The 25,754-nt window shown below is 71.8% G+C and carries 7 protein-coding genes; 5 read left to right on the top strand and 2 right to left on the bottom strand.

The window, feature by feature from the left end; genetic code table 11:
• The first annotated feature begins 16 nt into the window (after positions 1-16).
• From WMF19_RS10965 to WMF19_RS10945, 5 genes are all read left to right on the top strand, one after another.
• Positions 17-2,881 (top strand): hypothetical protein, encoded by a 2,865-nt coding sequence (locus WMF19_RS10965; RefSeq protein ID WP_437899031.1) that lies wholly within the window; start codon positions 17-19, stop codon positions 2,879-2,881.
• Positions 2,878-9,762, top strand: coding sequence for a HEAT repeat domain-containing protein (locus WMF19_RS10960; protein ID WP_437899030.1), 6,885 nt, complete (start codon positions 2,878-2,880; stop codon positions 9,760-9,762). The genes WMF19_RS10965 and WMF19_RS10960 overlap by 4 nt, the downstream gene beginning before the upstream one ends.
• A complete protein-coding gene (locus WMF19_RS10955) occupies positions 9,759-11,645 on the top strand; it encodes an SWIM zinc finger family protein (RefSeq protein WP_437899029.1) in 1,887 nt (628 codons plus the stop codon). Before WMF19_RS10960 ends, WMF19_RS10955 begins: the two co-directional genes overlap by 4 nt.
• A 389-nt stretch (positions 11,646-12,034) precedes the next feature.
• Positions 12,035-13,537 (top strand): reverse transcriptase family protein, encoded by a 1,503-nt coding sequence (locus tag WMF19_RS10950; protein WP_437899028.1) that lies wholly within the window; start codon positions 12,035-12,037, stop codon positions 13,535-13,537.
• A 1,015-nt stretch (positions 13,538-14,552) separates the two neighbouring features.
• Entirely contained in the window at positions 14,553-15,290 is a 738-nt protein-coding gene (locus tag WMF19_RS10945; protein ID WP_437899027.1) for a hypothetical protein, read from the top strand.
• Between the two features lie 220 nt (positions 15,291-15,510).
• On the opposite strand, the gene WMF19_RS10940 is transcribed toward WMF19_RS10945, so the two are convergent.
• Both WMF19_RS10940 and WMF19_RS10935 read right to left on the bottom strand, forming a co-directional pair.
• Entirely contained in the window at positions 15,511-20,502 is a 4,992-nt protein-coding gene (locus WMF19_RS10940) for an AAA family ATPase (RefSeq protein WP_437899026.1), read from the bottom strand.
• A 207-nt stretch (positions 20,503-20,709) separates the two neighbouring features.
• A complete protein-coding gene (locus WMF19_RS10935) occupies positions 20,710-25,743 on the bottom strand; it encodes a beta-ketoacyl synthase N-terminal-like domain-containing protein (protein WP_437899025.1) in 5,034 nt (1,677 codons plus the stop codon).
• Positions 25,744-25,754: the final 11 nt, after the last annotated feature.

Here is a 25,754-nt window from a genome sequence, read left to right as displayed (position 1 = left end):
GCAAGGGGAGGGCGCCTTGACGAGCTCACCGAACCCGATCGACATCGCGAACGTCAAGCAGCTCGCCACGAGCGGCTCGCCCACCCTGGCCGAGGTCGTCGAGGCGTACCTCGGCCAGCCGGATCCCAAACCGGACGCGCCGCCGCGCGAGGGGGCGCTCACCTTCACGGCGTTCCTGCAGGCGCTCTCGCGCGCGCAGGGCATGCGCTCCCCCGAGCAGCGGCGAGAGCAGTCGACCGACGCGTGGAAGCGCTTCCTCGCCCAGGTCGACGCCGCGCCGCCGCCGCGGCTCGAGCTCGCGGACCTGCTCGTGCGCATCTACGAGGAGGGCACGGACGCAGGGCGCGGCGCGCTGCGCGACATCGCCACGAGCGCGCCGCTGGTCTTCGGCGCGTGGGGCGGGCTCAAGCGCATCTACAAGCTGGCCGAGGCGCGGCTCGACGCGGAGCTCTTCGGCGCGCTCGCCTTCCGCTTCGACGTCGAGCTCTCCCGCACCCGGCGGCGCGAGGTCTCCAAGGGGACGTTGATCTACATGCGCCGCCGCGCGTGGCGCTTCCTGCGCGAGCTCGGCCGGAGCACGCCGGAGCTCTACCCGCAGTTCGCGGTCGAGGTCCTCCGCCACTACGCGCCGGGCACGAGCTTCGGCGACCTCTGGGTCGCGAACCACGTCTGGGCGCACGGCACGGGCAAGTACGACGGGCGCTCGTTCCACGGCAACGTCCCGCCGAACGACATGGTGAAGCACCGCGCCTTCGACGAGGCGTGGAAGCGATCGCCCGATCCGCTGATGCTCCTGCTCTCGACCTGCCAGTCCGATCCGCCGGCCAAGTTCGCGATCCAGGGGCTCAAGAAGGACTTCGCCGACACCCTGCGGAGCGTCACGCCCGCGTGGCTGGCCCGCCTCGCGTACCGGCCGCTGGCGAGCGCGCACGAGTTCCTGATCGAGACGCTGCTCGGCTCGCCGGAGCTCCACCAGAGCAAGCTGCGGGGCCTCGGGCTGCACGACGCGGCGCTCGCGCTGCTCGGCTCCCCGAGCGCGAAGGCGCGCACGTTCGCGATCGAGTACGCCCGCGCGCACGCGACGGACCTCGACCCGGAGCGCCTCGCCGCGCTGCTCGACTCCGAGCACAAGGACACGCGCGCCTTCGCGGCGTCGGCGCTCCAGGGCAAGAGCCCGCGCGCGCTCGGCCACGCGTTCCTGGGGCGGCTGCTCACGCACAGCGAGACCGAGGCGTGGGCCGGCAAGGCCCTGAGCGAGAGCTTCGACCGCGCCGAGCTGCCCGAGGGCTTCCTCGTCGACATGCTCTACGGGGAGTCCGAGCAGAAGAAGTGGGCCGCCGCGTACTTCAAGGCCAAGTACCGGCCCGGCGAGCCCGGGGCGGGCTTCTGGGTGCGCGTGCTCGACGACCCGCGCCACGAGGACGACTACCAGGCGACGAGGTCCGCGCTCGACGCGCTCGGCAAGTACCCGATCGCGGCGATCGGGACGCCGTGGCTGCTCGGCGCGCTCACGCGCAAGCGCATCGGGTCCACGGTCGCGACATGGCTCCAGAAGGCCGACGCCCTGCCCGACCTGACCGCCGAGGGCGTCGAGCGCCTGAAGGGGCTCGTCTTCAGCGCCGAGACGCGCGCGGTCGCGCTGGAGGTGCTCGGCAACCCGAAGATCGTGTCGCCGCGGCAGCTCACGCTGCCCTGGCTGCTCGCGCTCGCGCGGCGCGCCGATCCGACGCTGAACGGCTTCGCGCGCCGCTACCTCCTGTCGCACATGAAGCCGCAGGACTTCGACGCGGGGCAGGACGCGAGCGGCCGCGGCGACCGCGAGGCGGGCACCGCGAGGCTGTTCGCGCTCGCGCTCGGCGAGAAGGAGCCCGAGCCGATGCGCGCGTTCGCGCAGACGTACCTGCGCTGCCACCACCCCGTCCTCGGGCCCGAGCAGAGCGAGGCCAAGGAGCTCGAGCTGAAGCCGGCGCTCAAGCGGGGCGCGTTCACCGCCGAGCGGATCTGGCCCGCGCTCTCCGACAAGCGGGACGACGTCCGGCGCTTCGCCGCGCTCATCACGCGCGCCGAGCTCCGGGCGTGGGGCTACCAGACCCGCGTCTACGAGCTCGCGCACAGCGACGCGAAGGAGGTGCGCAACATCGCCTTCGACGCGCTCCGCAAGGTCGGCGATCCGTCGGCCGATCCGGCGATCGCGCTCACGCCGGAGGAGCTCGATCCGGCGCAGGTCTTCGCGCTCACGGAGAGCCTGAAGAAGAGCGCGCGCGAGCTCGGCCTGTCGCTCATCCTGAAGCACTACGCGCGGCTCGGCGGCCCCGAGCGCCTCGGCTGGCTGATGCAGAGCGCCGACCGCGAGGTGCGCCTCTTCGCCGTGCGGATGCTCTGGGAGAAGCACCGGCCGCGCGATCTGCCGCCGGGCTGGCGGCCGCGCGGGGCGCGGGGAGACGACGCCCGCCCCGCGGCGGAGCTGCCCGAGGACGCGGGGCGGTTCGCCGACGTCGAGGCGCTCCGGCGCTTCCTGCGGTACGTGCTGTCCGGGATCCCCGCAGGGAGGTCGCCGGAGCCGGGCGACGACGCGGGCTCGCGCAGGCGCCTCTCGGCGAGCGAGGCCAAGCGGCAGGTGATCGAGGTCGTGCGCGATCTCGCGGTCGAGGACGCGGCGTTCGCGGCGCTCGTCGCCCCCGTCATCGCCGAGTTCACCGGGTCGATCGCGAAGGGCGAGTGGCAGGCCTGCCTGGCGGCGCTCCTGCGGCTCAAGCACGCGCACCCGGGGCTCGAGATCGAAGGCCTCGAAGCGGCCGGCGATGGCCGGGCGCTCCCGAGCGCCGGACAAGCGGCCGGCGATGGCCGGGCGCTCCCCAGCGTCGGACAGGAGAGCGCATGAGCCACGCGATCGGCCATTACGAGAAGGTCCGCGCGCTCGCGATCGGCCCGCGGCTCCTCGCGGTCGGCGGCGTGCGCGCGCCGGCGCCGAGCGAGGCGGGCGGGACGCGCGAGACGCGCGAGACGCGCGAGACGCAGACCACGCGATCGCCCGCCGGGGCGAGCCAGGTGACGCTGTTCGATCACGTGGCGAACAAGCCGGTTCGCTCGATCGACGTGCCCGCGCACGTGCTGGGCCTCGCGTTCGCGGGCGACCTGCTCGCGGCGGCGTGCTCCGACGGCGCGCTGCGCCTCGTCACGGGCGGCGGCGCCGACGGGCGGGCGATCGACGCGCACCCGGGCGGCGCCACGGCGATCGCCGCGGCGCCCGGCGGCGCGCGCCTCGCGACCGTGGGGGTCGACGGCGCGCTGCGGGTGTTCCGCGTCGGCGAGGCCGCCGGATCCCCTGCCCCGCAGCCCGGCGCCGCGGTCGAGAGCTCGTCGTTCGCGCTCTCGGCGGCGCCGCTCCGCGCCGTCGCCTTCGATCCTGCCGGCGAGCTCTGCGCGGCGGCAGGCGACGACGGCGTCGTCCGCGTGGTCACGCTGTCGACGGGCGCGGTCCGCGCCATGCCGGGCCACGACGGGCCGGTCACGGCGCTCGCGTTCACGCCGCGCGACGGGCGGCTGGCCTCGGGCGGCGACGACGGCACCGTGCGCCTCTGGTACCTCGTCGGCGACGTCGAGTGCGAGGTGCGCGGCGCGGACGGGAGCGGCCACGCGGGCGGCGTCCGCGCGCTCCTGTGCCTGCCCACCCCGCCGCCGCAGGAGGACGGCAAGGAGAGCGGCGACCGCCTGCTGTCCGCAGGCGCGGACGGCGCGATCCGCATCCACCGGCTCGAGGACAAGCGCAAGCCGCGCACGCTGGAGACGAGCGCGCTGCCGCTCCACGCGCTCGCGCTCGCGCCGGCCGCCGCCGCGCGCAAAGGCGCCCGCGGGCAGGCCGCCCGCGGCGGGGCGGACGCGAAGGACGGGCTCGGCGCCGTCTTCGCCGCAGGGGACCGGCGCACGGTATGGCGCTTCCCGATCGACGCCGCCGGCGCGCCCGCGGACGGCACCGCAGAGCTCGCGCACGGGTTCGATGTCCTCGCCCAGGCGCTCTCGGGCGCGCGACCGGCCCGCGAGAGCGCCGTCAAGACGCTCGCCTCGCTCGACGAGCCCGAGGCGCTCGAGGCCGCGCTCCCCGTGCTCCGATCGGACCGCGACGCCGAGGTGCGCGCGCTCGCCGCCCGCGAGCTCGGGGAGAAAGGGCGCCGCGGCGCGCGCGCGAAGCTGCGCGAGGCGCTCGACGACGAGAGCCCGAACGTCCGCATGGCCGCGCTCGAGGCGCTCCGCGCGATCGAGCGCGACACGCCGCTCGCTCCGCTCCGGGCAGCGCTCGGCGCCCGCGCCGCGGACGTCCAGCGCCGGGCGCTCCTCGAGCTCGGGAGGCTCTACGGCACCTCGCCGCTCATCCCGGGGCTCATCGCCGAGAAGCTCGCCGGCCGCGACGCGTCGGTGCGGCTCACGGCGCTCGACCAGCTCCAGAAGATCCACCCGGACGGCCCGCAGCCGCTCCGCGCCGCCTTCGAGCGCGGCCCGGCCGACCTCCGGGTCGAGGCGCTCATCCGGGCCGCGCTCGCCGGCTGGCTCTCGGCGCCGGAGTTCGCGCCGATCGCGGCGCGCGCGCTCGACGACGAGGACGCCGAGGTGCGCCGCATCGCGTTCGCGGCGAAGGTGATCGAGCGGCGCGCGCTCGCCCACGCGCTCGAGGCGCGCGACGAGGATCTAGGCCGCGCGGCGATCGACATCGCGCGGCGCGCGGCCGAGGTCCTGCGGCGCGCCGGCGCCGGCGGCGCGGAGAAGCCCGCGGCGAACGCGAAGGATGGGGCGAAGGACGGCGCGAAGGCCGCGGACGAGGCGGCCATCAAGGCGGCGCGCGCCCGGATCCCCGGCGTGGGCAGCCCGGGGGCCGAGCCCGCCGAGGCCGACCTCGAGCCGCTGCTCACCGCGATGGCCTGCCGCACGCCGGACACGGCGGTGCGGGGCGCGCGCGGCCTCGCGCAGCTCGGCGACACGCGCGCCCTCGGCGCGCTGCTGCAGCTCACGCGCGAGCAGGACCCGTCGCTGCGAAGGCAGGCGGCGACCGCGCTCGCCGAGCTCCGGGACACCCGCGCCGAGAAGCGGCTCATCTGGATGCTCGACGACGCGGACGGCGCGGTGCGCGCCGCGGCGCTCGACGCCTACGCGCGGCTGGAGTCATCGGCCCCGCTCGTCGTGGCCGAGGCGTCGCTGCGCTCGTCGCAGGAGGACATCCGCGTCCGCGGGCTCGACCGGCTCGTGGCGCTCGCCGGCGAGGGCAAGGGGCCGAGGCCGCCCGAGGCCGAGGCGCTGCTCGCCGACGCGATCGAGGACGAGTCGCCCAAGGTCCGCCGCGAGGCGTTCCGGACGCTCTGGTCGTGGCACACCTCGGATCCGCAGACGGCGCTCGACCGCGCGCAGCTCGCGCGCTTCCCCGACCTGCGCCTGCGCGCCGTCGAGGAGCTCAAGGCGCACGGCGAGCAGCCGTGGGCCGCGGAGCGGCTGCACGCGGCCATCGGCGACCGCGACGCGGGCGTGGCCCAGGCCGCGTACGACGCCGTCGTCAAGCTGCGCGGCAAGGAGGCAGCGGAGCCGCACCTCGCCGCCATGGCGTCGATCCACCCCTCGGTCCGGGAGAGCGGCGCGCGCGGGGCCGCGCACATGCCGGCGGGCGACGACGCGCGCAACGCCCTGCTCCGGCTGCTCGCCACGCGCGTGCCGGTGGGCGAGGCCGCGCGCAGCGCCCTGAGCAAGCTGCTCGAGGACGAGCACGCGGGGCCGCGCATCGCCGCGATCGAGGCGCTCGACAAGCTGCTGCCGGGCGAGGCGGGGCCGCTCCACGTCGGCCTCCAGTCGAGCCACCTCGACCTCCGCGTGCGCGCGGCCGAGCTCTGCGCCGTCCGGCGCGACGAGCAGCTGATCAACCCGATGCGGGCGCTCCTCGCCGATCAGTCGCTCTTAAACGCGGGTCGGGGATCCGCGTACGCGGTCCCCTCCGCGCAGCTGCCGATCCAGGTCCTCGGCCCGCTGCGCGCCCGCGCCGCGACCGCGCTGGCGACGCTCGGCTCGCCGCGCCTCGTCAAGTACTTCGCCACCGAGCTCCTCAAGGACGAGTACCCCGACGTGCGCGAGCAGGCCGCGCGCGGGCTCGCGATGGCCGCCCGCCGCGGCGAGGAGGGCTACCTGCTCGACGCCATGGGCCACGCCGACGTCGCGGTGCGGTCGTGGGCCGCCGACGGGCTCGCGCGGCTCGGCGACGTGCGGGCGCTGCCGGTGCTCACGGGCACGCTGCGCCACGAGCACCCGCCCATCCGCGTCGCGACGATCATGTCGTTCGCGGCGCTCGGGCCCGAGGGCTACGGCGGCATGCTGCAGGGCCTCGAGGACAGCTCGCGCGAGGTCCAGGAGATCGTCTTCGCGATCGTGCTCGCGCGCGACCTCAGGGCGTTTCGCCGCGGCGACCCGCCGGACCTCCTGACGAGCGCGCTCTCGTCGCAGCGCTCCGACGTGCGCTTCGCCGCGGCGCGCGCGCTGGAGCTCCGCACCGATCCGGAGGCGTACCTCGCCCACCTCATCGAGGCGCTGATGCCCCCGCGCCCCGACACGGCGGAGCAGGGCCGCGCGGCCGACGGCGAGAAGCCCGCCGGCATGAAGGACTGGCCGCCCGAGGTCGCGCGCGGGCGCATCCTCGTCGGCCTCGCCGAGGCGCTCGCCAGCGACGACCCGCAGCAGCGCTACGCGGCCGCGCAGGTGCTCCGCATCCGGCGCAAGCCGGTCGACTACTTCCGCGAGGCGAAGCGCGTGGCCGCGCTGCGCCCCGCGGGCGCCCACGTCGTGGCGGACACGACCCCGCGCGCCGCGGAGGAGAGCGACACGAAGCCCGCGAAGGGGTGGCTCCGCCGCCTCTTCGCGCAGCCCGAGCAGAAGCAGAGCGACAAGCCGGCCGGCGACGCGGTCCCGGAGGGCGAGCAGCGGCGGCTGCGCTGGCTCGCGTTCGGCGCGTACATGGGCCTCCTCCGGCAGGTCTCGGCGGGCGACGACGAGGCGCACCGCACGCGCCGCGACGCCATCGACCGCATCGTCGACGTCTGCGCCAAGGGGCACGTCAGCAGCACGGCGGCGGTCCCGCCGCTCGTCCGGGCGCTCGACGACCCGCACCACCTCGTGCGCAAGGCGGCGTTCGCCGGGCTCAAGGCGCTCTTCCCTGCGGGGGCGAGCGAGCCGCTCGCGCTCGGGCTCGTGTCGGCGTCGGCCGACGTGGCGCGGACCGCGCTCGACGAGATCGCCGCGCGGGGCGGCGACGCCCGCCCCGAGATCGTGCGCGCGCTGAGCTCCGCGCTGCCCGACGTGCGCCGCTACGCCTTCGAGCTCCTGGAGCGGCTCTCGCCGAAGGGCAGCCTCGATCCGCTCCTCGCGGCGCTCGGCAGCGAGCACGCCGACCTGCGCCTCGGCGTGCTCGAGCGCCTCGCGTCGTCGAGCGATCCGCGCATCGTGCCCGCCCTGTGCCGCGCGATGGAGAGCGATCACGACGACCTGCGCCTGCGCGCCGCGGAGCTCCTCGCCCGCAGCCGCGACGATCGCGCGGTCGACGTGCTCTCGGCGTTCCTGCGCGAGAGCGCGACCGCGTCCGCGGCGCGCGCGCGCAAGGCGCTCGTCGCGCTCGCCAGCGACGCGGCGGTGCAGGCGCTCGCGGCGCGCATGGATGAGGCCGCCACGCCGGCGGACCGCGCCGCGCTGGCCGGCGCGCTCGGGAGCACGCGGAACCCCGCGGCCACCGGCCCGCTCGCGGCGCGCTTCGACGACGAGGCGGCCGAGGTCCGGAGCGCCGCGCTCAAGGCGTGCCTCGAGATCGTCGACAAGGGGCGCGAGCGCGAGAAGCGCGAGACGGGGCTCGCGCTCGCGTTCCTCGCCGCCGCCACGCGCGCGAAGGACCCGGCGCTCCGCCTCGCCGCGGCGCGCGAGCTCGATCTCGGCGACGACGCCGCGCAGAACGACCTCCTGGTCGCGCTCTTCGCGGATCGCGACCTCCCCACGCGCGTCGCGGCCGTGACGTCGTACGCGAAGCGCGTCAAGGACAAGGGCGCGCCCTCCGGGCCGCTCGAGGCCGTGCTGCGCGCCGGCGCGCGCGAGCTCGTGCTACCCGCCGCGGAGGGGGTGGCCGAGCGGGGCCTCGCGTCAGCGCTCCGGCCGCTCCTCCTCGTCGTGCGCGCGGGCGAGCCCGGGGAGCGCGAGCGCGCGCTGCTCGCGCTCGGCACGCTCGGCGACGCCCGCGCGCTGGAGGAGCTCGAGGCGGTGGCCGCCGGCGGCACCAAGGAGGCGCCCATCGAGCCGAGCATGCAGGCCGCCGCCACGGAGGCGCTCGGCCGCATCGCCCCGAAGCTGGGGAGCGCCGAGCTCCGCAAGCGCGCCTCGGAGCGCGTCGAGCAGGCGCTCAACGCGGACTCCGTCGATCTCCGCGAGTCGGCGGCGAAGGGCGTGCGCTGGCTCGGCGGCGAGCGCGCCCGGGTGCTGCTCGAGGAGCTGGTGCGCGCCGGCGACACGCCCGACAGGCTCCGCGTCGTCGCGGTGAACGAGCTCGGCCTGCTCGGCGACGGCGCGGCCGAGCCAGCGCTCGCCCGCGCGCTCGACGCGCGGAACAGCGAGGTCCGCAAGAACGCGCGCAAGGCGCTGGAGAAGCTCTTCCCTGGCGAGCGGACGCGCGTCGAGCTCCTCGCGGTCGGGAGCCAGCACGACGACATCGCGGGCCCCGCGGCGAGCTACCTCGCCGCGGAGGCCGACCCGGCCGAGCTCTTGCCCCGGCTCGCGGCGCTCAAGGACGGGAACCTGCGGCAGCGCCTCGCCATGGGCCTGCTCCGCCGCGGCGCGCTGCCGGTGGCCGCGCTCCAGCGCATGCTCGAGGACGACCGCGCCCCGGCGCGGCAGGAGGCCGCGCGGCTCATCGCCGCCGGCACCGTGGCCGGCGATCGCGGGGCCCTCGCGGGCGCGCTCGCCGCGGCGGCGCAGCGCACCGCGGAGCGCTGGTCGTCCGCGCACGGCGACGAGCGCAGCGCCGAGGCCGCGGCGTGGCGCGAGCTCCTCTGGGCCGCGGGGCGCGCCGGCGCGACCGCGATGGCGCCCGCGCTGCGCGCGCTCCTCTCGAACGACAGCGCTCCCGGCGAGGTCCGCCGCGAGGCCGCGCGCGCCCTCGGCGCGCTCGAGTCGGCCGCGAGGTCCGCAAGGTCCGCAGGCGCCGCGCCGCCCGCGGGCGCCGTGGAGGCGCTCACGGCGGCCCTGAAGGACATGGACGCCGGCGTCCGGGCCTCGGCGTCCGCCGCGCTCGCCGCGCTCGCGCCGGACGGCTCGGCCGCGATCGCTGCGGCGGTGAGGCCGTTCGACCCTGTCGCCTTCGGGCCGACCGCGCGCGTCGCCTCGCCCGAGGCGCTCTCGGCGCTCGCCGCGACCGAGCCGGGCCGGCGCCTCGCGCTGCCGGCGATGCTCGCGCGCCGCGACGTCGCCGCGCTCGCCCCGCTGATCTCGCTCGCGCAGGGAAGCGGCGGCGACGCCTCCGCGCGCCTCGACGCGATCGCGGCGCTCGGCCGCGCCGGCGGCGAGCGCGCGCTCGAGGCGCTGGCCGCGCTCGCGTTCGGCAAGGAGAAGGCCAAGGAGAAGGCCGACATCGCCGTCCGCAAGGCCGCGTACCGAGCGTACCGCCGCGCGAAGCGCAAGGCGGCGGATCCTCGCGCGGCGCGGCTCGCGTCCGCGCGCTCCTCCAGAGAGCCCGAGACCCCCGAAGGAGTCAACGCATGACGGCCGCACTCGCCCGCCCGATCCTCCTCCGGTACGCCGCGCCGAGCGAGCTCGCCGCCTCCCCGCTCCACTCGAGCGTGCGCCTCTCGCTCGACGGCGCCCGCGGCCCGGTCGGCGTGCGCGGCACCGTCCGCGACGCGGCGCTCTTCCGCGACGCGATGGCCGCGCTGGCGACCATCCTGGAGAGCGATCTCCGGTACAAGGGCCGGGATCGGACCGCGTACCTCGCCTACCTGATGAAGCAGGGCAAGAAGGCGACGGCGGCCATCTGGGAGGCGCAGAAGGCGTTCCTGGAGGGCGCCTTCCCCGACGACGCGGCGGGCCAGGGCGACGGCTCCGCGGCGAAGCCGAGGGCGTCCGGCGCGCTCGATCCCGTGCTCACGGTGCACCCGGACGAGGTCTCGATCGAGGTCTTCTCGCGCGACGAGAGCGCCTACGCCCGGCTCGCCTTCTCCAGCGACCTCTTCGAGGGCCGCGAGGCGGCCCACGGCACCGCCTTCGTCGATCTCTCGCCGCGCATCGTCGAGCAGATCGATCGCCTCCGCGCCTATGCAAAGGTGGAGCTCGACGCGGGCGCTTCGCGCGGAGACGCCGCGGCGGGCGCCACGCCGATCGAGCGCTCGCTGGAGGTCCCGACGACCTGGCTCCGCGGCTTCCTGCAGGTGCAATCGGCGGCGACGCTCCCCGCCGTCTCCTGCGAGCTCGCGCCGATCGATCTCTACAACGCGCTGTTCGTGCTCCGCACCCGCAAGGCGAAGAAGCCGCCCCGCGGCCTGCGCTTCGAGCTCGTCCCCGGCAAGCCGCCGCGCCTCATCCTGGAGCCCTGGGAGATCTTGATCGAGGGCCACGGCCCTCCGTACGAGGGTCCGCCGCGCGTGGTCCGGACCTTCGGCCGGCAGCGGCTGCTCGCGCTGTCGCGGCTCCTGCCGCACGTGCAGCGCGTGCGCGCCGAGCTCCGGGGCCCCGGGCTGCCCGTCTTCTGGGTGCTCGATCTGGGCCGCGCGACGCTGACGATCGCGCTCACGGGCTGGACCGACAGCAGCTGGGCCAGCGCCGCCTCGTTCGACGCCCTGATGCCTCGCGAGGGGAAAGGCGGCGACAAGGCGCGCGCGGCGCTCGACGCGCTCGCGGGCAGGCAGCTCGCCCTCCTCCGCGAGCGGGGGCCGCTCCCGCTCGCGTCGCTCGCGGCCGGCGGAGGCGCCGAGGACGCCCGCGCGGCGCTCCAGCTCGAGTGCCTGCGCGGCCGGGTGCTCTACGACGTCGCGCGCCGCGTCTACCGCCCGCGCGAGCTGTTCGCCGATCCGGTGGACGAGCGCGACATCCGCTACAGCTCGCCCCGCGAGGCCGCGGCCCACCGCCTGCTCGGCGCGCCCGGCGCGGTGAGGCCGACCAAGGTGCATGAGATCGCCGGCGAGGGCACCGAGATCCACGGGGAGGTCGCGGACCGGGAGGCGCACCGCGACTTCGCGCCGCGGTTCACGATGGATCTCGAGGGCCGCGTCTCCGACGCGTGGTGCAGCTGCCCCACGTTCCGCCGGAGCGGCCTCCGCGAAGGGCCGTGCGAGCACATGATCGCGCTCCGCGTCGCCTACGCCCGCGAGCGCGCCGAGCGGGACGCCTTGCGCCAGACGGCCGAGGGGCGGTCGCTCATCCGCGCGGAGACGCGCACGTACGTGCGCCGCGAGGCCTCGGGCGCGGAGGTCGTCTACCGTGTCTCCCTGGACGAGCGCGTAGTACACCTGTCGTGGGGGGCGCGCGCCGAAGCGCCTCGACACCAGCGCATTTGGTTTGACACGGACGGCGAAGCGCGCGACGCGTATTTCAAGAGACTGGATGCGTTGACGTCCTCTGGGTTCGTGGACGCCGACGCGTCGTCAGCATGAGAATGGGAAGGAGGGCAAGAAAAAGAGACTGTTCGTGTTGCCAGGAGAGGTTCTGAACGCACCAGCCTCCACGCCTCGAGCGTAGGAGCGGCGTCGCGCCGCTCTGGAGGAACCGCCAGTCACTCTCCGCAAGGTAGCCTGTTCTTGGTTCTCTTCGGCTAGACGAGCCCTACGGCGTCGGGAGAGCTGAGACAACCTCGCAAACGCCGTTTCTCCCGACGCCGTAGGGCTCGTCTAGCCGAAGAGAACCGGTGAGGCTACCGTGCACCAAGCGATGAAGGTGATGCGCTTGGAACCTCTCTTGGCGACATGAGACAGCGATCGACGGTCCGGCGTCCTCAGGACCGAATCGCTCCCATCGTGACTCACCACCACGCTCCCACCGAGACATGACCGCGAAGATCGACGCGACCGTTCAAGCCCGAGCCCCCGTCGTTCTCCCCATCACGACGCCGCCTGCCCCCGGCGGCGCGGCGGCGCGCTTCAACGTCGCCGGCGGCGTTGAAGCGCGCCGGCTCGCCCACGAGGAGCGCGTCGCCCGCTGGAAGGCGATCGACGAGGCGGGCGGGATCGACGCGTGGGTGAGCGCGGAGCTCACGGCGAAGGGCGCCCTGGCGACCGGCGATCCCAAGGCGATGTCCGACCGGGAGCGCGCGCAGTGGAAGGAGCGCAAGAAGGTCGAGGCCAGGGAGCGCCGCTCGCTGCGCCGCCTCGCCTGGGAGGCCTACGTCGCCACGCACGTCAACCACCTCGGCGCGGGCGTGCACTGGAGCGACCGCGTCGGGCCGGACAGGCTCGACGTGCCTGGGCTGAGCGAGCGCGCGCGGGCGCACGGCCTCCCCGACCTGCCGGGCGCGGCCGAGCTCGCGACAGCGCTGGGGCTGTCGATCCCGCGGCTCCGCTGGCTCGCGTATCACCGCGAGGTCGACACGGGCACCCATTACCGGCGGTGGCACATCCCGAAGCGCGACGGCAGCGCGCGCACCATCTCCTCGCCCAAGCGGGATCTCAAGCGCGCGCAGCGCTGGGCGCTCCGCAACCTGTTCGAGAAGCTGCCGGTCCACGCCGCAGCGCACGGCTTCCTGGCGAGCCGATCCATCGTCACGAACGCCGCCGCGCACGCCGGCGCCGACACGATCGTCAAGGTGGATATCAAGGACTTCTTCCCGACGATCACGTGGCGGCGCGTGCGCGGCCTGCTCCGCAAGGCGGGCGTGGCCGAGGGTCCCGCGACGCTCGTGGCGCTCCTCTCGACCGAGGCGCCGCGGGACGTCGTGCAGTTCCGGGGGCAGACGCTCTATGTGGCCACGGGCCCGCGCGTGCTCCCGCAGGGCGCGCCCACCTCCCCGGCGATCACGAACGCGATCTGCCTGCGGCTCGATCGGCGCGCGTCCGGCCTCGCGCGCAAGCTGGGGCTTCGTTACACGCGGTATGCCGACGATCTCACGTTCTCCTTCCGCGCGCCCGAGGCGCCCGCCCTCGCCGGCGCCGCGCGGCCGTGCGCGCCGGTGGGCGCGCTGCTCCGCGGGCTCCGGGAGATCCTGAGCTCGGAGGGCTTCCGGCTGCATCCGAGCAAGACCGTCGTGATGCGCAAGGGCAGCCGGCAGAAGGTGACAGGCCTCGTCGTCAACCAGGCGGGCGAGGCGGCGCCTGCGGCGCGCGTCCCGCGCGAGCGGGTGCGCGCGCTGCGCGCGGCGATCCGCAACCGGGAGCTCGGGAGGCCAGGCAAGGGCGAGACGCTCGCGCAGCTCAAGGGGCTCGCGGCGTTCGTGTACATGACGGATCCGGTCAAAGGGCGCGCGTTCCTCGGGCGCATCGAGGCGCTGGAGCGCAGCCAGCCGGCGCCTGCCGGCGAGGCGGGCCCCCACGACGCCCGCCCTGCGCTCACGTAGCGCGAGGGCTCTGGTCGCTCGAGGTGTAGCCGTCCGATCGGTGATCCACGTCTCCGTGCGGCCGGCGGCGAGGCCCCCGCCCATGTCCGACATGCCTGCCCGCCTGCTCGGCGAGGCCCCTGCCCATGTCCGACATGCCTGCCCGGCTGCTCGGCGAGGCCCCCGCCCATGTCCGACATGCCTGCCGGCCTGCTCGGCAAGGCCCCCGCCCATGTCCGACATGCCTGCCCGCCTGCTCGGCGAGGCCCCTGCCCATGTCCGACATGCCTGCCCGCCTGCTCGGCGAGGCCCCCGCCCATGTCCGACATGCCTGCCCGCCTGCTCGGTGAGGCCCCTGCCCGGTAGCCGTACCACGGGTTGTCCGAGCCTCCGTGCCCTCGCAACTCCAGCGCGATGGCGTGGTGGTGACGCGAGAATGCCTCGACTTGCTGCGCCACCACGATCGCCGTCCGTGACCATCCCGGGAACATGACCAGGGGCCTGCCTCTGCCAGCTTCGAGGTACCGCAGGGTCACGCCGTCGTGGTGGTAAAGCACCCGGCGTCGACGTTGCGGCCGCCCGCCTCGGCGTCGCGCAATATCGGGTGAGCGACGGCTTGGGCGCCGATCACATCGATCCACGGAGAAACAAACCGCCAAGCGCGCCAAGGACGCCAAGAAGATGACAAGATTTCGGCGTTCTTGGCGGTCGAATTCTGCCCTATCCAGGAGTTTCCAATCCGTTTGTCGCGAGAAAAGCTCGAGCCCTGTCTCGATGCCGGGCGAAGGAAGGAGCGGGATGCCGCCGGCGTATACGCTCCATGGCCCGAGCCCGACATGGGAGTGGCGAATCGACCCATCACGACCGTTGTGCGACGAGACAACAGCGCTCCCACGCTGCACGAGGACACTCCCAACAGCGTCGAGCGGGCGGCCCCGGCCTGCGTGAACCACGCGTGAGGCCATGCCGCGGTAATGCTGCTCTCTCCGCGAGGCGCCTGGACATTGCAAGTGTGGAATGGATAGGATGGTCGGCTATGCGAAAGCCATCTGCTCGTCTCCTTGCGCTTCCGGCCGTCCTGCTCTTCGGCGCTCTGCTCTCGGGCTGCCCCAACCCGAACTCCTACGGAACCCCGCGGACCGTGGCGCCCGGCAAGATCGCGCATTCGGTGTCGCTCGAAAGCTTCGGCTACATCGGCGAGACCGCCGAGCTCGTGGAGAATCCGGACACCGGACAGGCGGAGCCGAGGACGAGGACGATCAGCGGGTTCCTGCCGACGCTGCCCTCCTATCAGCTCCGGGCCGGCTTGACGGACATCCTCGACCTCGGGGCCCACGTTCATAACCTCAGCTCGTTCGGCGTCGATCTCAAGGTGAACCCGGTTCGCGGCGTCTTCGATCTCGCCGTCGATCCGGGGGTGCAGTACTTCTACCTCTCGTCCAACGACGCATCGGTACACATCGTCTACCTTCACGCGCCGGTGATGCTCGGCGTGAACCCCGCGGACTGGTTCTCGATCGTGCTGACCCCCGGCGTCACCTACGGCCTCGCCTCGGGTGACATCACGGACGACAACGAGGCCGCCTCGACCGCGGATGGCCTCCTCCTCCGAGGCAGCCTCGGGTTCCAGTTCCGGACCTCCGAGAGCTTCGCTATCCACCCGGAGCTCACGATGATGAAGAGCCTCGAGGGGCCGGGGGTCGTCTACAACTTCGGCATCGGGTTCAACTTCGGCGCGCTGCCGAGCTACAAGGACCTTCAAGAGCCGATGTGACGCGCCCGCCGAGCTGCGGGCTGGGCCGGTCGTCGAGAAGAGGCGTATCGCGTCCTTCGGGGTGCGCATTGTGACCATGCTCGAAAGATCGATGCCGAGCGAGGTCATCGTGTGCGCGACCGCCGGCTGGATCCCCGTGATCGCGCGTGCTCCCCGCGAGCGGACGACGCTCTACGAGGTAACGTCGATGTCCGATGTGCCTCTTCGTGTCGCCGCGAGGTCACCCTCGATTCGAGTGCTGCCCAGCAGAGGACGCGGACGGGCTCCGCCCGACCGCGAGCCCGTGATGCCTCATGCAGAAGAGCAGCCCCTCACGCAGGTTCCCCAGCGTGATGAACGACGATAGATCGACGCCGATGGACACGACGGTGCGCGCCACCTCGGGCCGGATCCCCACCAAGATGCCCTTCGATCCGACGAGCTGCACCGCGCGGATGAGCCTGATGAGATGGTCGGCCGTGCTCGCGTCGACCTTATCGACGCCGGTCAGATCGATGATGACATAGCGGCAGGACGTGCGGACGACGGCGTTGAGGAGGACATCCATCATCTGCTCGGCGCGGCGCGTGTCGATCGAGCCGAATACAGGCATCGACAGCACGCCCTCCCATACCTCGATGATAGGCGTCGACAGTTGCTGAATGGCGGCCTGCTGGTCCTGGATGATGGCCAGCTTCTCCGCCAGCGTCGCCTCGGTCTCTTTGCGGTCCGTGACGTCGAAGAGGAAGCCGCCGAGCGCCATCTTGCCATCCTCGCCCGCCGTCGAGCTCACGACGTTGTGCAGCCATACGACCCGCCCGTCCGCCGCTCGCAAGCGGAACTCGAAATCGTCGTCAGCGCCGACCGCGTCCGTCTGGAGGAAGCGGGGAAGGACCCGCTCGCGATCCTCCGGATGTACGTGCTCGCCCAGGAAGCCGGCGTCATACCACGTGTCCTGTGGGTACCCGAACATCTTCACGACCTGCGGGCCGACGTAGGTGAACCGTGCGGTCGTGCGATCGGCCTCCCAGGGGATGACGCTCGCCGTCTCGACCAGCCTCCGAAGGCGATCCTCGCTTTGCCGCAGCGTCGCCTGGGCCAGCTTTCGATCTGCGTTCTCCTGGGCGAACTCCACGTGTAGCGTCGCGTTCTCGATCGACACCGACGCCATGAACTCGAGCAACACGAGCCGTCGAGGCGTGAACACCCCCGCGGCGAGCCTGTTCTCCAGGTAGAGGAGGCCGGCCAGCGCGCCCCGCCGGAAGATCGGCATGCAGAGCAGCGAGCGCGGCCTCGCGCGGACGATGTACTCATCGGACGAGAACGCGCTGTGCTCCGCTGCGTCGTCCAGGGTGACCTTCTCCCGGCTGCGCTTCACGTAGTTGAGCACCGACGCCGGGAATTCGGACACGCTGACGCTCGCGTCCTCCTCGCGCCCGACCACCCGGACGTTGGTCTCACGATGATCCACGCGGGCCTCTGCCACGAGCGCGAAGCCCTCTCCCTCGGGCGTGAACAGGCACGCCTTCTGCGCGCCTGCGTGCTCGATGACGATGTGCATGAGCGTCGCCAGGAGCTTGTCGGGCCCCATTTCGCTCGAGAGCGCCTGGGATACCTTCACCGCCGCGAGCGTGTCGAGCTGCTCCGAGCTCGTGTCCGCGCTGCCATGGGCCGCCGGGGAGATCGGCGCGTCCTTATGCGCGAAGTGCGGGGCGTACATCCGGCCGAGCTGAAGCACCTTGCCTTGGGCGCCCCAGCGCGTGAAGCAGGCCTCGGCCCCCGCGAGGTACATGGACGGGAGAAGATCGAATTCTCGGTCGATATAGTGCCGCGCCGCGAGCTCGGAGCTCACGCCTTCGTTCTGCACAAAGCCGCCCTCGCGGAAGGCGCGGATGGACTTGTCATAGAGCTTCGCCGCGTCTCCGTCTCTGCCCTCGATACGCGCGATCTCCGCGGAGACCAGGGCGTGCGTGCCGAGGAAGTTCGCGGGGCAGCTCTCGGCCCACACACGCAGCCTCGCCTCGCTCGCGGCGAGGCGCTCGCGGAGCTCCTTCTGCTTCTCGATCGTGGCGTGTTTGTAGCGGGCCGCCGCGCAGAGGGCCGCATAGTAATAATACTCGTGGACCAGGATGGTCTCCGCGGTGGCCGTCCAGAGGAGCCCCTTCGCCGCCTCGCCCGCGGCCTCCGCCTCCTCGTATTCGCCCGCGATGAACCGCGCCTGGAGCTTGTTCACCTGGTAGAAGAAATGGACGAGCGGGATGTTCTCGGTGGCGAGGTGCTTCTCATAATCTGCCTCGACGAAATCGCCGCCGCTGAACGTCCCGAGGCGGTCCGTCAGCCCGCGCATGGCCAGCGTCAAGCGCTGGACGCTTATCATGACGTCGGCCGCGAAGGTCATCTTCGCGTTGATGATGAAGTCGGCGCTGCTCACGGCCGCGGCGTGCACGGACTCCAGCGAGTCTCCGCGGACGAGCATTCCAAAGACGTATTGCAGGAGGTTGAAGCAGGCGTACGCCGAGTTCCCGAGCTCGCGGCCCGTCACGAAGCCGATATGAGCGTATTCGACCTGCATACGCACGTGCTGGGTCCAGATGCAGATCAGACAGGCGTGCGTCTGGAAGACCTCCGGCTTGAACGCGATGAACCCGTGCCTCTCCGTGAGGTCGCACGCGAGCTTGCCGAACTCGTAGCCCTCCTGGTACGCGGCGAACTTTGCGCAGAGCGCCGCCCCGAACGACGCGTACCCCATGGTCGACGCCGGAGCGTTGCCGTGCAGCACGCTGAGCCTCACCATCGTGCCCACCACGAGATCCGTGAAGCTCGGATCGACGTAGAACGCCGAAGGGTAGATCCACGCCAGCGTGCTCATCGTGGAGGCCATCTCCGGATCCGTCATCACGGGCAGATCGAGCAGATCCTCGATACGGCGGCCCTTGACGAGGTCGCGCACCTTCTGAAGCTCTGCGAGCACCACCTCCTTCTCAGGCTTCGTGCGGAGCTCGACGCCAAAGAGCCCCACACACTCGATACAGAGGGCGATGCCTTTGTCGTTCTCCCCCCGCGCGAGGCAGATCTGCATTCGAAGCCGATAGAAGGTCGCCTTGTCGAGCTTGGTCCGGGCACGATCGACGTTTGCGCACTCCCGCTCCGCATCGTCCAGGTTGCCGCTCAGGAACAAGCACTCCGCGAGCTCCGTGTGGAGCTCGCGCGTGAGCGCGTAGTGGGTGTCCCAGCTCTCCTCCGAGAGGAGCGAGGACGCGGCGGACAGGTAATTCACTGCCGAGCGGTACGCCGAGGACGCCTTGGCCCTCTTTCCCGCCATCAGATTGAGCTCAGCGAAGCGGGTCTTCTCCTCGACGCCGCCGATGAGCGAGGCGCCGAGGTTTATCTGGTTGACAATATCGAAGATCTTCTCCGCGAGCTCCTCCTTCTTTGCCCTCTCGAGGAGCAGCCGCCCGATCTTGAGGTGCACCTCGCCGCGCGTCTCCTCGGGGATGAGCGTATAAGCGGCCTGTTGAACGCGGTCATGAAGGAACTTGTAGCCGTCCCGCCTGCTCAGCAGGAACCCTTCGCTGACGGCGGGCTCGAGGTCGGCGCGCGTCTCCTCCAGCGACTTGCCGCAGATCATCGCGAGGACGTCGTCGCTGAGCTCGTTGCCGATGCACGCCGCGAGCTTCATCGAGGCCTGCGTCTGCTCGGGCAGGCGCAAGAGCTTGCCCACGAGGAGCTCGACGACGTTCTCCGTGTAGTTCTTCGCGCTGATCGCGTCGACATCCCAGATCCACCCGACCACCGGGCCCCGGAAGCCGACGAGCCCCTCGCGGTAGAGCTCGCCCAGAAACTGGGTCGCGAAGAACGGATTGCCGGCGGTCTTCCGGTTCAGGAGCTCCGCGAGCTGCGCGGCGCGGGCAGGAGAACAGCGGAAGGTGTCGGCGACAAACTCGGTCAAGCTCGCGAGCGACAGGGGTCCGAGCGAGAACTCGGTGACGCGTGCCTTCGCGCTCCGGATCGCGTCCACCGTCGTCGTCAGGGCATGCGACGGGCCGACCTCGTTATCGCGGTACGCGACGATAACAAGGAGATGCCGCGTCTCAGGGTGAGTGATGACGTGCTCGAGGAGCTTGAGGCTCGCGAAGTCCGCCCATTGAAGATCATCGAGGAAGAGCGCCAGCGGGTGCTCGCGCTGGGCGAAGACGCCGATGAAGCTCCGGAACACTGCATGGAAGCGGTTCTGCGCCTCCGTGCTCGGCAGCGGCGCGACGTCGGGCTGCTTGCCGATGAGGAGCTCCACCTGCGGGATGATATCGACGATCAGCTTTGCGTTCGCGCCGAGCGCATCGAGGAGCTGCCGCTTCCACGCGCCGAGCTGCGCCTCGTTCGCGCTCAGAATCTGACGGGTCAGCTCCCGGAACGCCTGGCTGATCGTGAAATAGGGGACGTCCCGCTTGTACTGGTCGAACTTGCCCTGGAGGAAGAAGCCCCGCTCGCGGACGATAGGCCGGTGAACCTCGTGAACCAGCGACGATTTCCCGATCCCCGAGTACCCGGAGACGAGCGCGAGCGCGGCCACGCCGTCCGCGACCACTCGCTCGAAGGCCGCCAGAAGTCGCGCACAGTCCGCCTCTCTGCCATACAGCTTCGCCGGGAAGCGCAGCTCGTCCCACACATCCTTCGCCCCGAGGCGAAAGGGCTCGATGGTCGCCTTGGCCTCGAGCTCGGCCAGACAGTGCTCGAGATCGAGCGCGAGCCCCCGCGCGCTCTGGTAGCGATCGTCCGCCTCCTTGGCCAGGAGCTTCATCACGATGGCGGCGATCACCGGCGGCACGCCCGGGGCCGCCTCGGTGAGGGGGCGCGGAGCCCTGGCGACGTGGCAATGAACCCACTCGAGGACGTCCATGGCGACCAACGGAAGCTCGCCGGACAGCATCTCGTAGAAGGTGACGCCGAGGGAGTAGAGGTCCGCGCGGTGGTCGACCGGCCGGTTCATGCGCCCCGTCTGCTCGGGCGCCATGTACGGGAACATCTCGGCAGAGACGCTGAGCTCGTCGCTTCGGCCTCGAAGACCCTTGCGGCGCGCGTCAAACGTCGGCTCCCGCAGCTTCACCGCTCCGCCCTCGCCGCCTCCGACGATGTTCTGCGGGCAGATGTTCTGGTGAATGATGTTTCTCTCGTGGAGCTCTGCGAGCGCGGACGCAAGCTGAATACCGGTAGTGATGAATTGCTTCGAGTCCACTTGTCCTCACCGGCACAGAACGACAGTCGACTGTGCATCCGCAGATCACGGCTAGAGTTCGACATCGACTAGTAGGCGCAACACGACGCCACTGTCAACAGAGGTCCGCAGCAGTGACGATTTTGTGCGCCGGAGGTGGATCGTCGGCGTCCTCGGCTCCCCGACCGGGGAGCCAACAGGCTTCCGCGGTGAACATCGCCGGCGTCATCACATCTGGGATGCCTGATCGAGGCACGCCGTGAGACGCTCGGCGAGGGGTGCGACGTGCGGCGCGAAATGCATGGTGATGTGGTTTCCTTCCGCATCGTGGATGTCGACCCCCCCCGAGGTGAGATCGATCCACGCGAGCTCCGGGGTGTTGGGGGTCACCGAGTCGCGCTCGCGAGCACGGAAAAAGGTGATGCGCCCAGGATACGGCCTCGGAGCGTAGGCCCTCAGCGCCTTCACGTTCATCTTGAAGAGGTCCAAGAACGGTCGAAGCTCGTCGACGCCGAAGTCCGACGGCAATCGGACAGCCTGACGGCCATGCTCGAGGAAGTAACGCATGCGCTCGTCCGGATCGAGCCGCCTCAGGTCGTCCGGCGAGACCGTGAGCTTCGCACCTGCGCCAAGGAAGTAGGATAGGATGGCCACCTCATCCTCCTCCATATCCGGGGATGGCAAGTGGCCCGGCCCGCCCGCGTCGAGGAGAGCGAGGAGCGCCACATCGCGGCCCAGGCCGCGGAGCACCTGGGCCATTTCGAACGCCACGATGCCGCCGAACGACGAGCCACCCAGATAATACGGCCCCTCGGGGTCGAGCGCGCGGACCGCGTCGACATAGCGCGCCGCCATCTCCTCCACGCTGAAGAGGGGGACCGACGCCCCGTCGAGGCCGGACGCCTGAACGGCGTAGACAGGCTGATCCGGCGGGAGGAGCTGAGCCAGCTCACGATAGATATAGACGTGCCCGCCGGCGGGGTGCACGAGGAAGAGCGGGGGCTTCGTGCCGCCGCGCCGGAGCTCGACGAGGTTCCTGGGGAGCTCGCGCGCTGCGCGGAAGGTCGGCCCGGGCGACGTGCTCGCGTCCTCGAGCGACGCGGAGAGCGACGCGATGGTGGGCGACTTCAGCAAGCTGTGTTGGTCGAGCGGCTTCTGGAGAGATTGGCGCAGCTTCGAGATGAGCTGGACCGCGATGAGCGAGTCGCCGCCGAGCTCGAAGAAGTTATCGTGAACGCCTGCGCGATCGATGCCCAGCGTATGCTGCCAGACCTCGGCGATCGTGCGCTCCATCTCGGTCCGGGGCGCGACGTACGCCGTCTTCAGCGAGCGCCGAGCGACGAGGGCCCCCGCGCCGCCCTGGCCGTCTCGGCCGCTCGGGGTCTCCCCTCGCGCCTCCGCCGGCGCGCTCGCGAGCGCCGCCTCCGCGGGCTTCTGCGCGACGATCAACGAATAATCCGAGGCGCTCCTCCTCTCGCCGCTCCTGGGAAAGGCGTGGACGCCCCGGAAGCCCTGCCGCCGAAGGACGCCTTCCCACCCCGCCCCGTTCAGCATCGGGGAGTGTGGCCTGATGTCCTCATCGGCGAAATACCAGAGCCCCTCCTCGAGCCCCCATATCATCGTATGCCACCGCTCGAGGTGCGAGGCTTCGAGGAGGAGCGCTATACCGCCGGGCGCGAGCAGCTCCTTGATATGCCCGACCGACTCGTCGAGCCTCCTCGTCGCGTGGACGACGTTGAACGCCAGCACGATATCGTAGCTGCCCTGCTCGTACCCCTGCATCGCCGCGTCGGCCGAGATGTCGAGGACGCCGAAGCGCATGAAGTCGATCCCCAGCTCGACCGCCCGGCGCCTCGCGTTGACGACGAAGTAGTTCCCGATGTCAGTGAACGTGTATTCGATGTCGCGCCCCCGCAGGCAGGGGATGAGCGGCCAGGTCAGGTGCCCGGCGCCGCCTCCTAGCTCGAGGATCTTCAGCCTGCGGCCGCCCGCCCTCTCCAGGACGTGGGCGAGCACCTCCCTCGTCAGAGCCTGGTACATGGGCGCGCGCGAGAACCGGAGCCCATTCTTGATCATCGGCGCGAGGAGATCGGCGCCCCCATCGGGGTGGAGCACCTCGATGGGATTCATGTCGCCCGACAGGGCGCGCCCGTAGCTGCCGACGCAGTAATCAAGGAGCCCGAAATCGCCCCGGAAATCGGGGTACAAACGGCAGAGCTCCTCCGTCAGCGCGGCCGGGGCCGGCACGTCGCGCTCGCTCGCCAGGAACGTGATCGTGTCGCCGTTCACGCCGACGATCCCGTCGTCCGCCAGCGTCTTCACGAAGAACGCGAAGAATTTCTCATACTGCGGCGTGATCCTGAGACGGGTCAACAGATCCCGCCCGTCGTGCTTGCTGCCGCGGCTCGTATCGACGCCGCCTGCGCGGAGGAAGGCACAGATATGGCTGGCGCATATCCTGTGCGCCAGGTCTCGTAGCCCTGCCGGCAGCGCCTCCGGCTTCGCGTCCTGCTCCAGGAAGGCCTCCAGCCGATCGATCGCGGTGGCCTCCACGTCCATATCGATCGTCGGCCGCGCGAGCGGCGCGGCAGCCGCGCCGCTGCCGCGCCGCTGCGCCGGAGGGTCAATCCAGTAGCGCTGCCGCTCGAAAGCATAGGTCGGCAATGGCACTCGACGGCGCCGCTCGCCGCGGTAAACACCCTCCCAATCCACGAGGACCCCCTGGACCCACAGCGCTCCAAGCGCCTCCATGGTGCACGCCGAGCCCTGCGTGGAGGCGCTCGACGAGCTGAGCGAGCTCTGGACGATCTGCCCCGGGGGCGCGCCTGGATGGCGCCTCGCGAGGTTGCTCAACGTGGCGCCCGGACCCACCTCGAGCAGCGCCCGCGTGGGGTCGCTGAAGAGCCGCGACAGCCCGTCGGCGAAGCGCACCGTGTGGCGGAGGTGTCTTGCCCAGTAGCCCGGATCCGTCGCCTCTCCCGCGGTGATCCACGCGCCCGTGACGCTGGAGAGATAGGGGATCGCGGGCGCCGAGAGCCTCCGCCGCTTCACCTGTTCAAGAAAGGGCGCGAGGACAGGATCCATCATCGACGAGTGAAACGCGTGGGAGGTGCGCAGGCGCCGCGCGCCCACGCCTCGCTCGGAGAGCCTCCTCTCGAGCTCCGCCACGGCGCCCAGGGGCCCCGAGAGGACGGAGAGAGAGGGGCCGTTCGACGCCGCGAGGGACACACCGTCCGTCGCGAGCGCCAGCGCCTCGGCCTCCGGCAGCGCGACCGCGATCATGGCGCCAGGGGGCAGCTCCTGCATCATGCGTCCTCGCGCGGCGGCGAGCGACAGGGCGTCCTCCAGGGTGAGCACGCCGGCGACGCACGCCGCCGCGTATTCACCGATGCTATGGCCGATCATCGCCTGGGGGCGCACCCCCCAGCTCATCCAGAGCCGGGCCAGGGCGATCTCGATCGCCACGAGCGCGGGCTGGGTGATGGCGGTCTGATCGAGCCTCCTCGCCGCGCTCTCCGCCTGCGCTTCGCTGGGATAGAGCACGCTCCGCAGATCGAGGCCGAGCGCTGGGGCGAGGATGTCTGCGCATCGATCGAGCTGCTCGCGGAACGCGCCCTCGCCGCGGTAGAGCTCCGCGGCCATGCTCACGTGCTGCGCGCCCTGCCCAGGGAACATGAAGACGACCGGCCGCGCCGAAGCCGCCTCCCGGCACGAGAAGACACGGGCCGGATCCAGCGTGGATAGGGAGAGCGCCGCGTCGCCCGCCTCCTCGCACAGAATAACCCTCCTGTGCGCGTACGCCCTCCGGCCGACCGCGAGCGTATAGGCGGCGTCGGCCAGATCGGGAGCTGGATCCTGCTTCAGGCGCTCGCCGAGGTTCGCCGTCATCTTCTCGAGCGCGTCGGCCGTCATCGCCGATAACGGGAGCAGCTTCCAGGGCCTGGACACGCCCGACGGCTCCGCGGGAGGGGCCTCCTCGAGGACGACGTGCGCGTTGGTGCCGCCCATGCCGAACGAGCTCACGCCCGCCCTGCGCGGCGCCGGCCCGGCCCTCCAGCTCGAGAGCTTCGCGTTGACATAGAACGGGCTGGCCGCGAAGTCGATCGCCGGGTTCGGTGACTCGAAATGAAGCATCGGCGGGAGCTCCTTGTGCTTGAGCGCCTGTATCGCCTTGATGAGGCCCGCTACTCCGGCCGCCGCGTCCAAATGTCCGACGTTCGGCTTCAAGGAGCCAACGGCGCAGAACCCCTTCCGCTGGGTGCCCGCGCGGAACGCCCTCGTGAGCGCCGCAATTTCAATCGGGTCCCCGAGGGCCGTCCCCGTGCCGTGCGCCTCCACGTAGCCGATGGTCTCCGGGGAGACCTCCGCTGCCTCGATCGCCTGCGCGATGGCCTCGGCCTGGCCCTCCACGCTCGGCGCCGTGTAGCCTACCTTCGAGGATCCATCGTTGTTGATGGCCGAACCCTTGATCACGGCGTGGATGTGATCGCCGGCGTCGATCGCGTCCGAGAGCCGCTTCAACACGACGACCCCCACGCCGCTCCCGCCCACCGTGCCGCGCGCTCTGGCGTCGAACGCGCGGCAGTGCCCGTCGGGGGACAGGATCATCCCCTCCTGATAGAGATACCCCGATCGCTGCGGGACGCTCACCGCGGCTCCTCCGGCGAGCGCCATATCGCATTGATAGGTCAAGAGGCCGTGGCAGGCCATGCAGACGGCGACCAGGGACGTCGAGCACGCGGTCTGGACCGCGACGCTCGGCCCACGGAGGCCCAGTTTGTACGAGACCCGGGTCGCGAGGAAATCGCCGCCGTTCGCGAGGAAGAGCTGGTATTCCGTCACGCGCCCGCGAATTTCCTCGTTCTCATGAATGTTCTTGAGGAAGTACGTGCTGCTCCCTCCGCACCCGGCGTAGACGGCCGTCGCGCCGCCGTACCTCTCCGCGGAGTAGCCCGCGCTCTCCATCGCCTCGAAGGCGTGCTCCAGGAACAGGCGGTGCTGCGGGTCCATCATCTGCGCCTCCGTCGGGCTCACCCCGAAGAGAGCCGCGTCGAAGAGCTCGATGTCCGGGAGGACCCCCTTCGCTTTCACATAGCCCGGATCGCGTAGCGAGGCGGCATCGACCCCCGCCGCGAGGAGCTCCTCGTCCGAAAAGAACGAGATGGACTCCACCCCGTCCCGCACGTTCCTCCAGAGCTCATCGACGTCTTTCGCGCCGGGGAATCGACCGGACATTCCGATGATGGCGATACCGTCATTCATTGGGCTCTGAT

Origin of the sequence: Sorangium sp. So ce124, from assembly GCF_051525235.1 — a bacterium.
Classification (GTDB): Bacteria; Myxococcota_A; Polyangia; order Polyangiales; family Polyangiaceae; genus Sorangium; species Sorangium atrum.
The sequence above is the reverse complement of the archived record's forward strand: the minus strand, read 5'-3'. Positions and strand labels throughout refer to the sequence as shown.

Bases quoted from the DNA above. Each gene is read 5' to 3' on its own strand.
- WMF19_RS10955 (WP_437899029.1), top strand. From the start codon at position 9,759: ATGACGGCCGCACTCGCCCGCCCGATCCTCCTCCGGTACGCCGCGCCG.
- WMF19_RS10960 (WP_437899030.1), top strand. From the start codon at position 2,878: ATGAGCCACGCGATCGGCCATTACGAGAAGGTCCGCGCGCTCGCGATC.
- WMF19_RS10935 (WP_437899025.1), bottom strand. From the start codon at position 25,743: ATGAATGACGGTATCGCCATCATCGGAATGTCCGGTCGATTCCCCGGC.
- WMF19_RS10945 (WP_437899027.1), top strand. From the start codon at position 14,553: ATGCGAAAGCCATCTGCTCGTCTCCTTGCGCTTCCGGCCGTCCTGCTC.
- WMF19_RS10950 (WP_437899028.1), top strand. From the start codon at position 12,035: ATGACCGCGAAGATCGACGCGACCGTTCAAGCCCGAGCCCCCGTCGTT.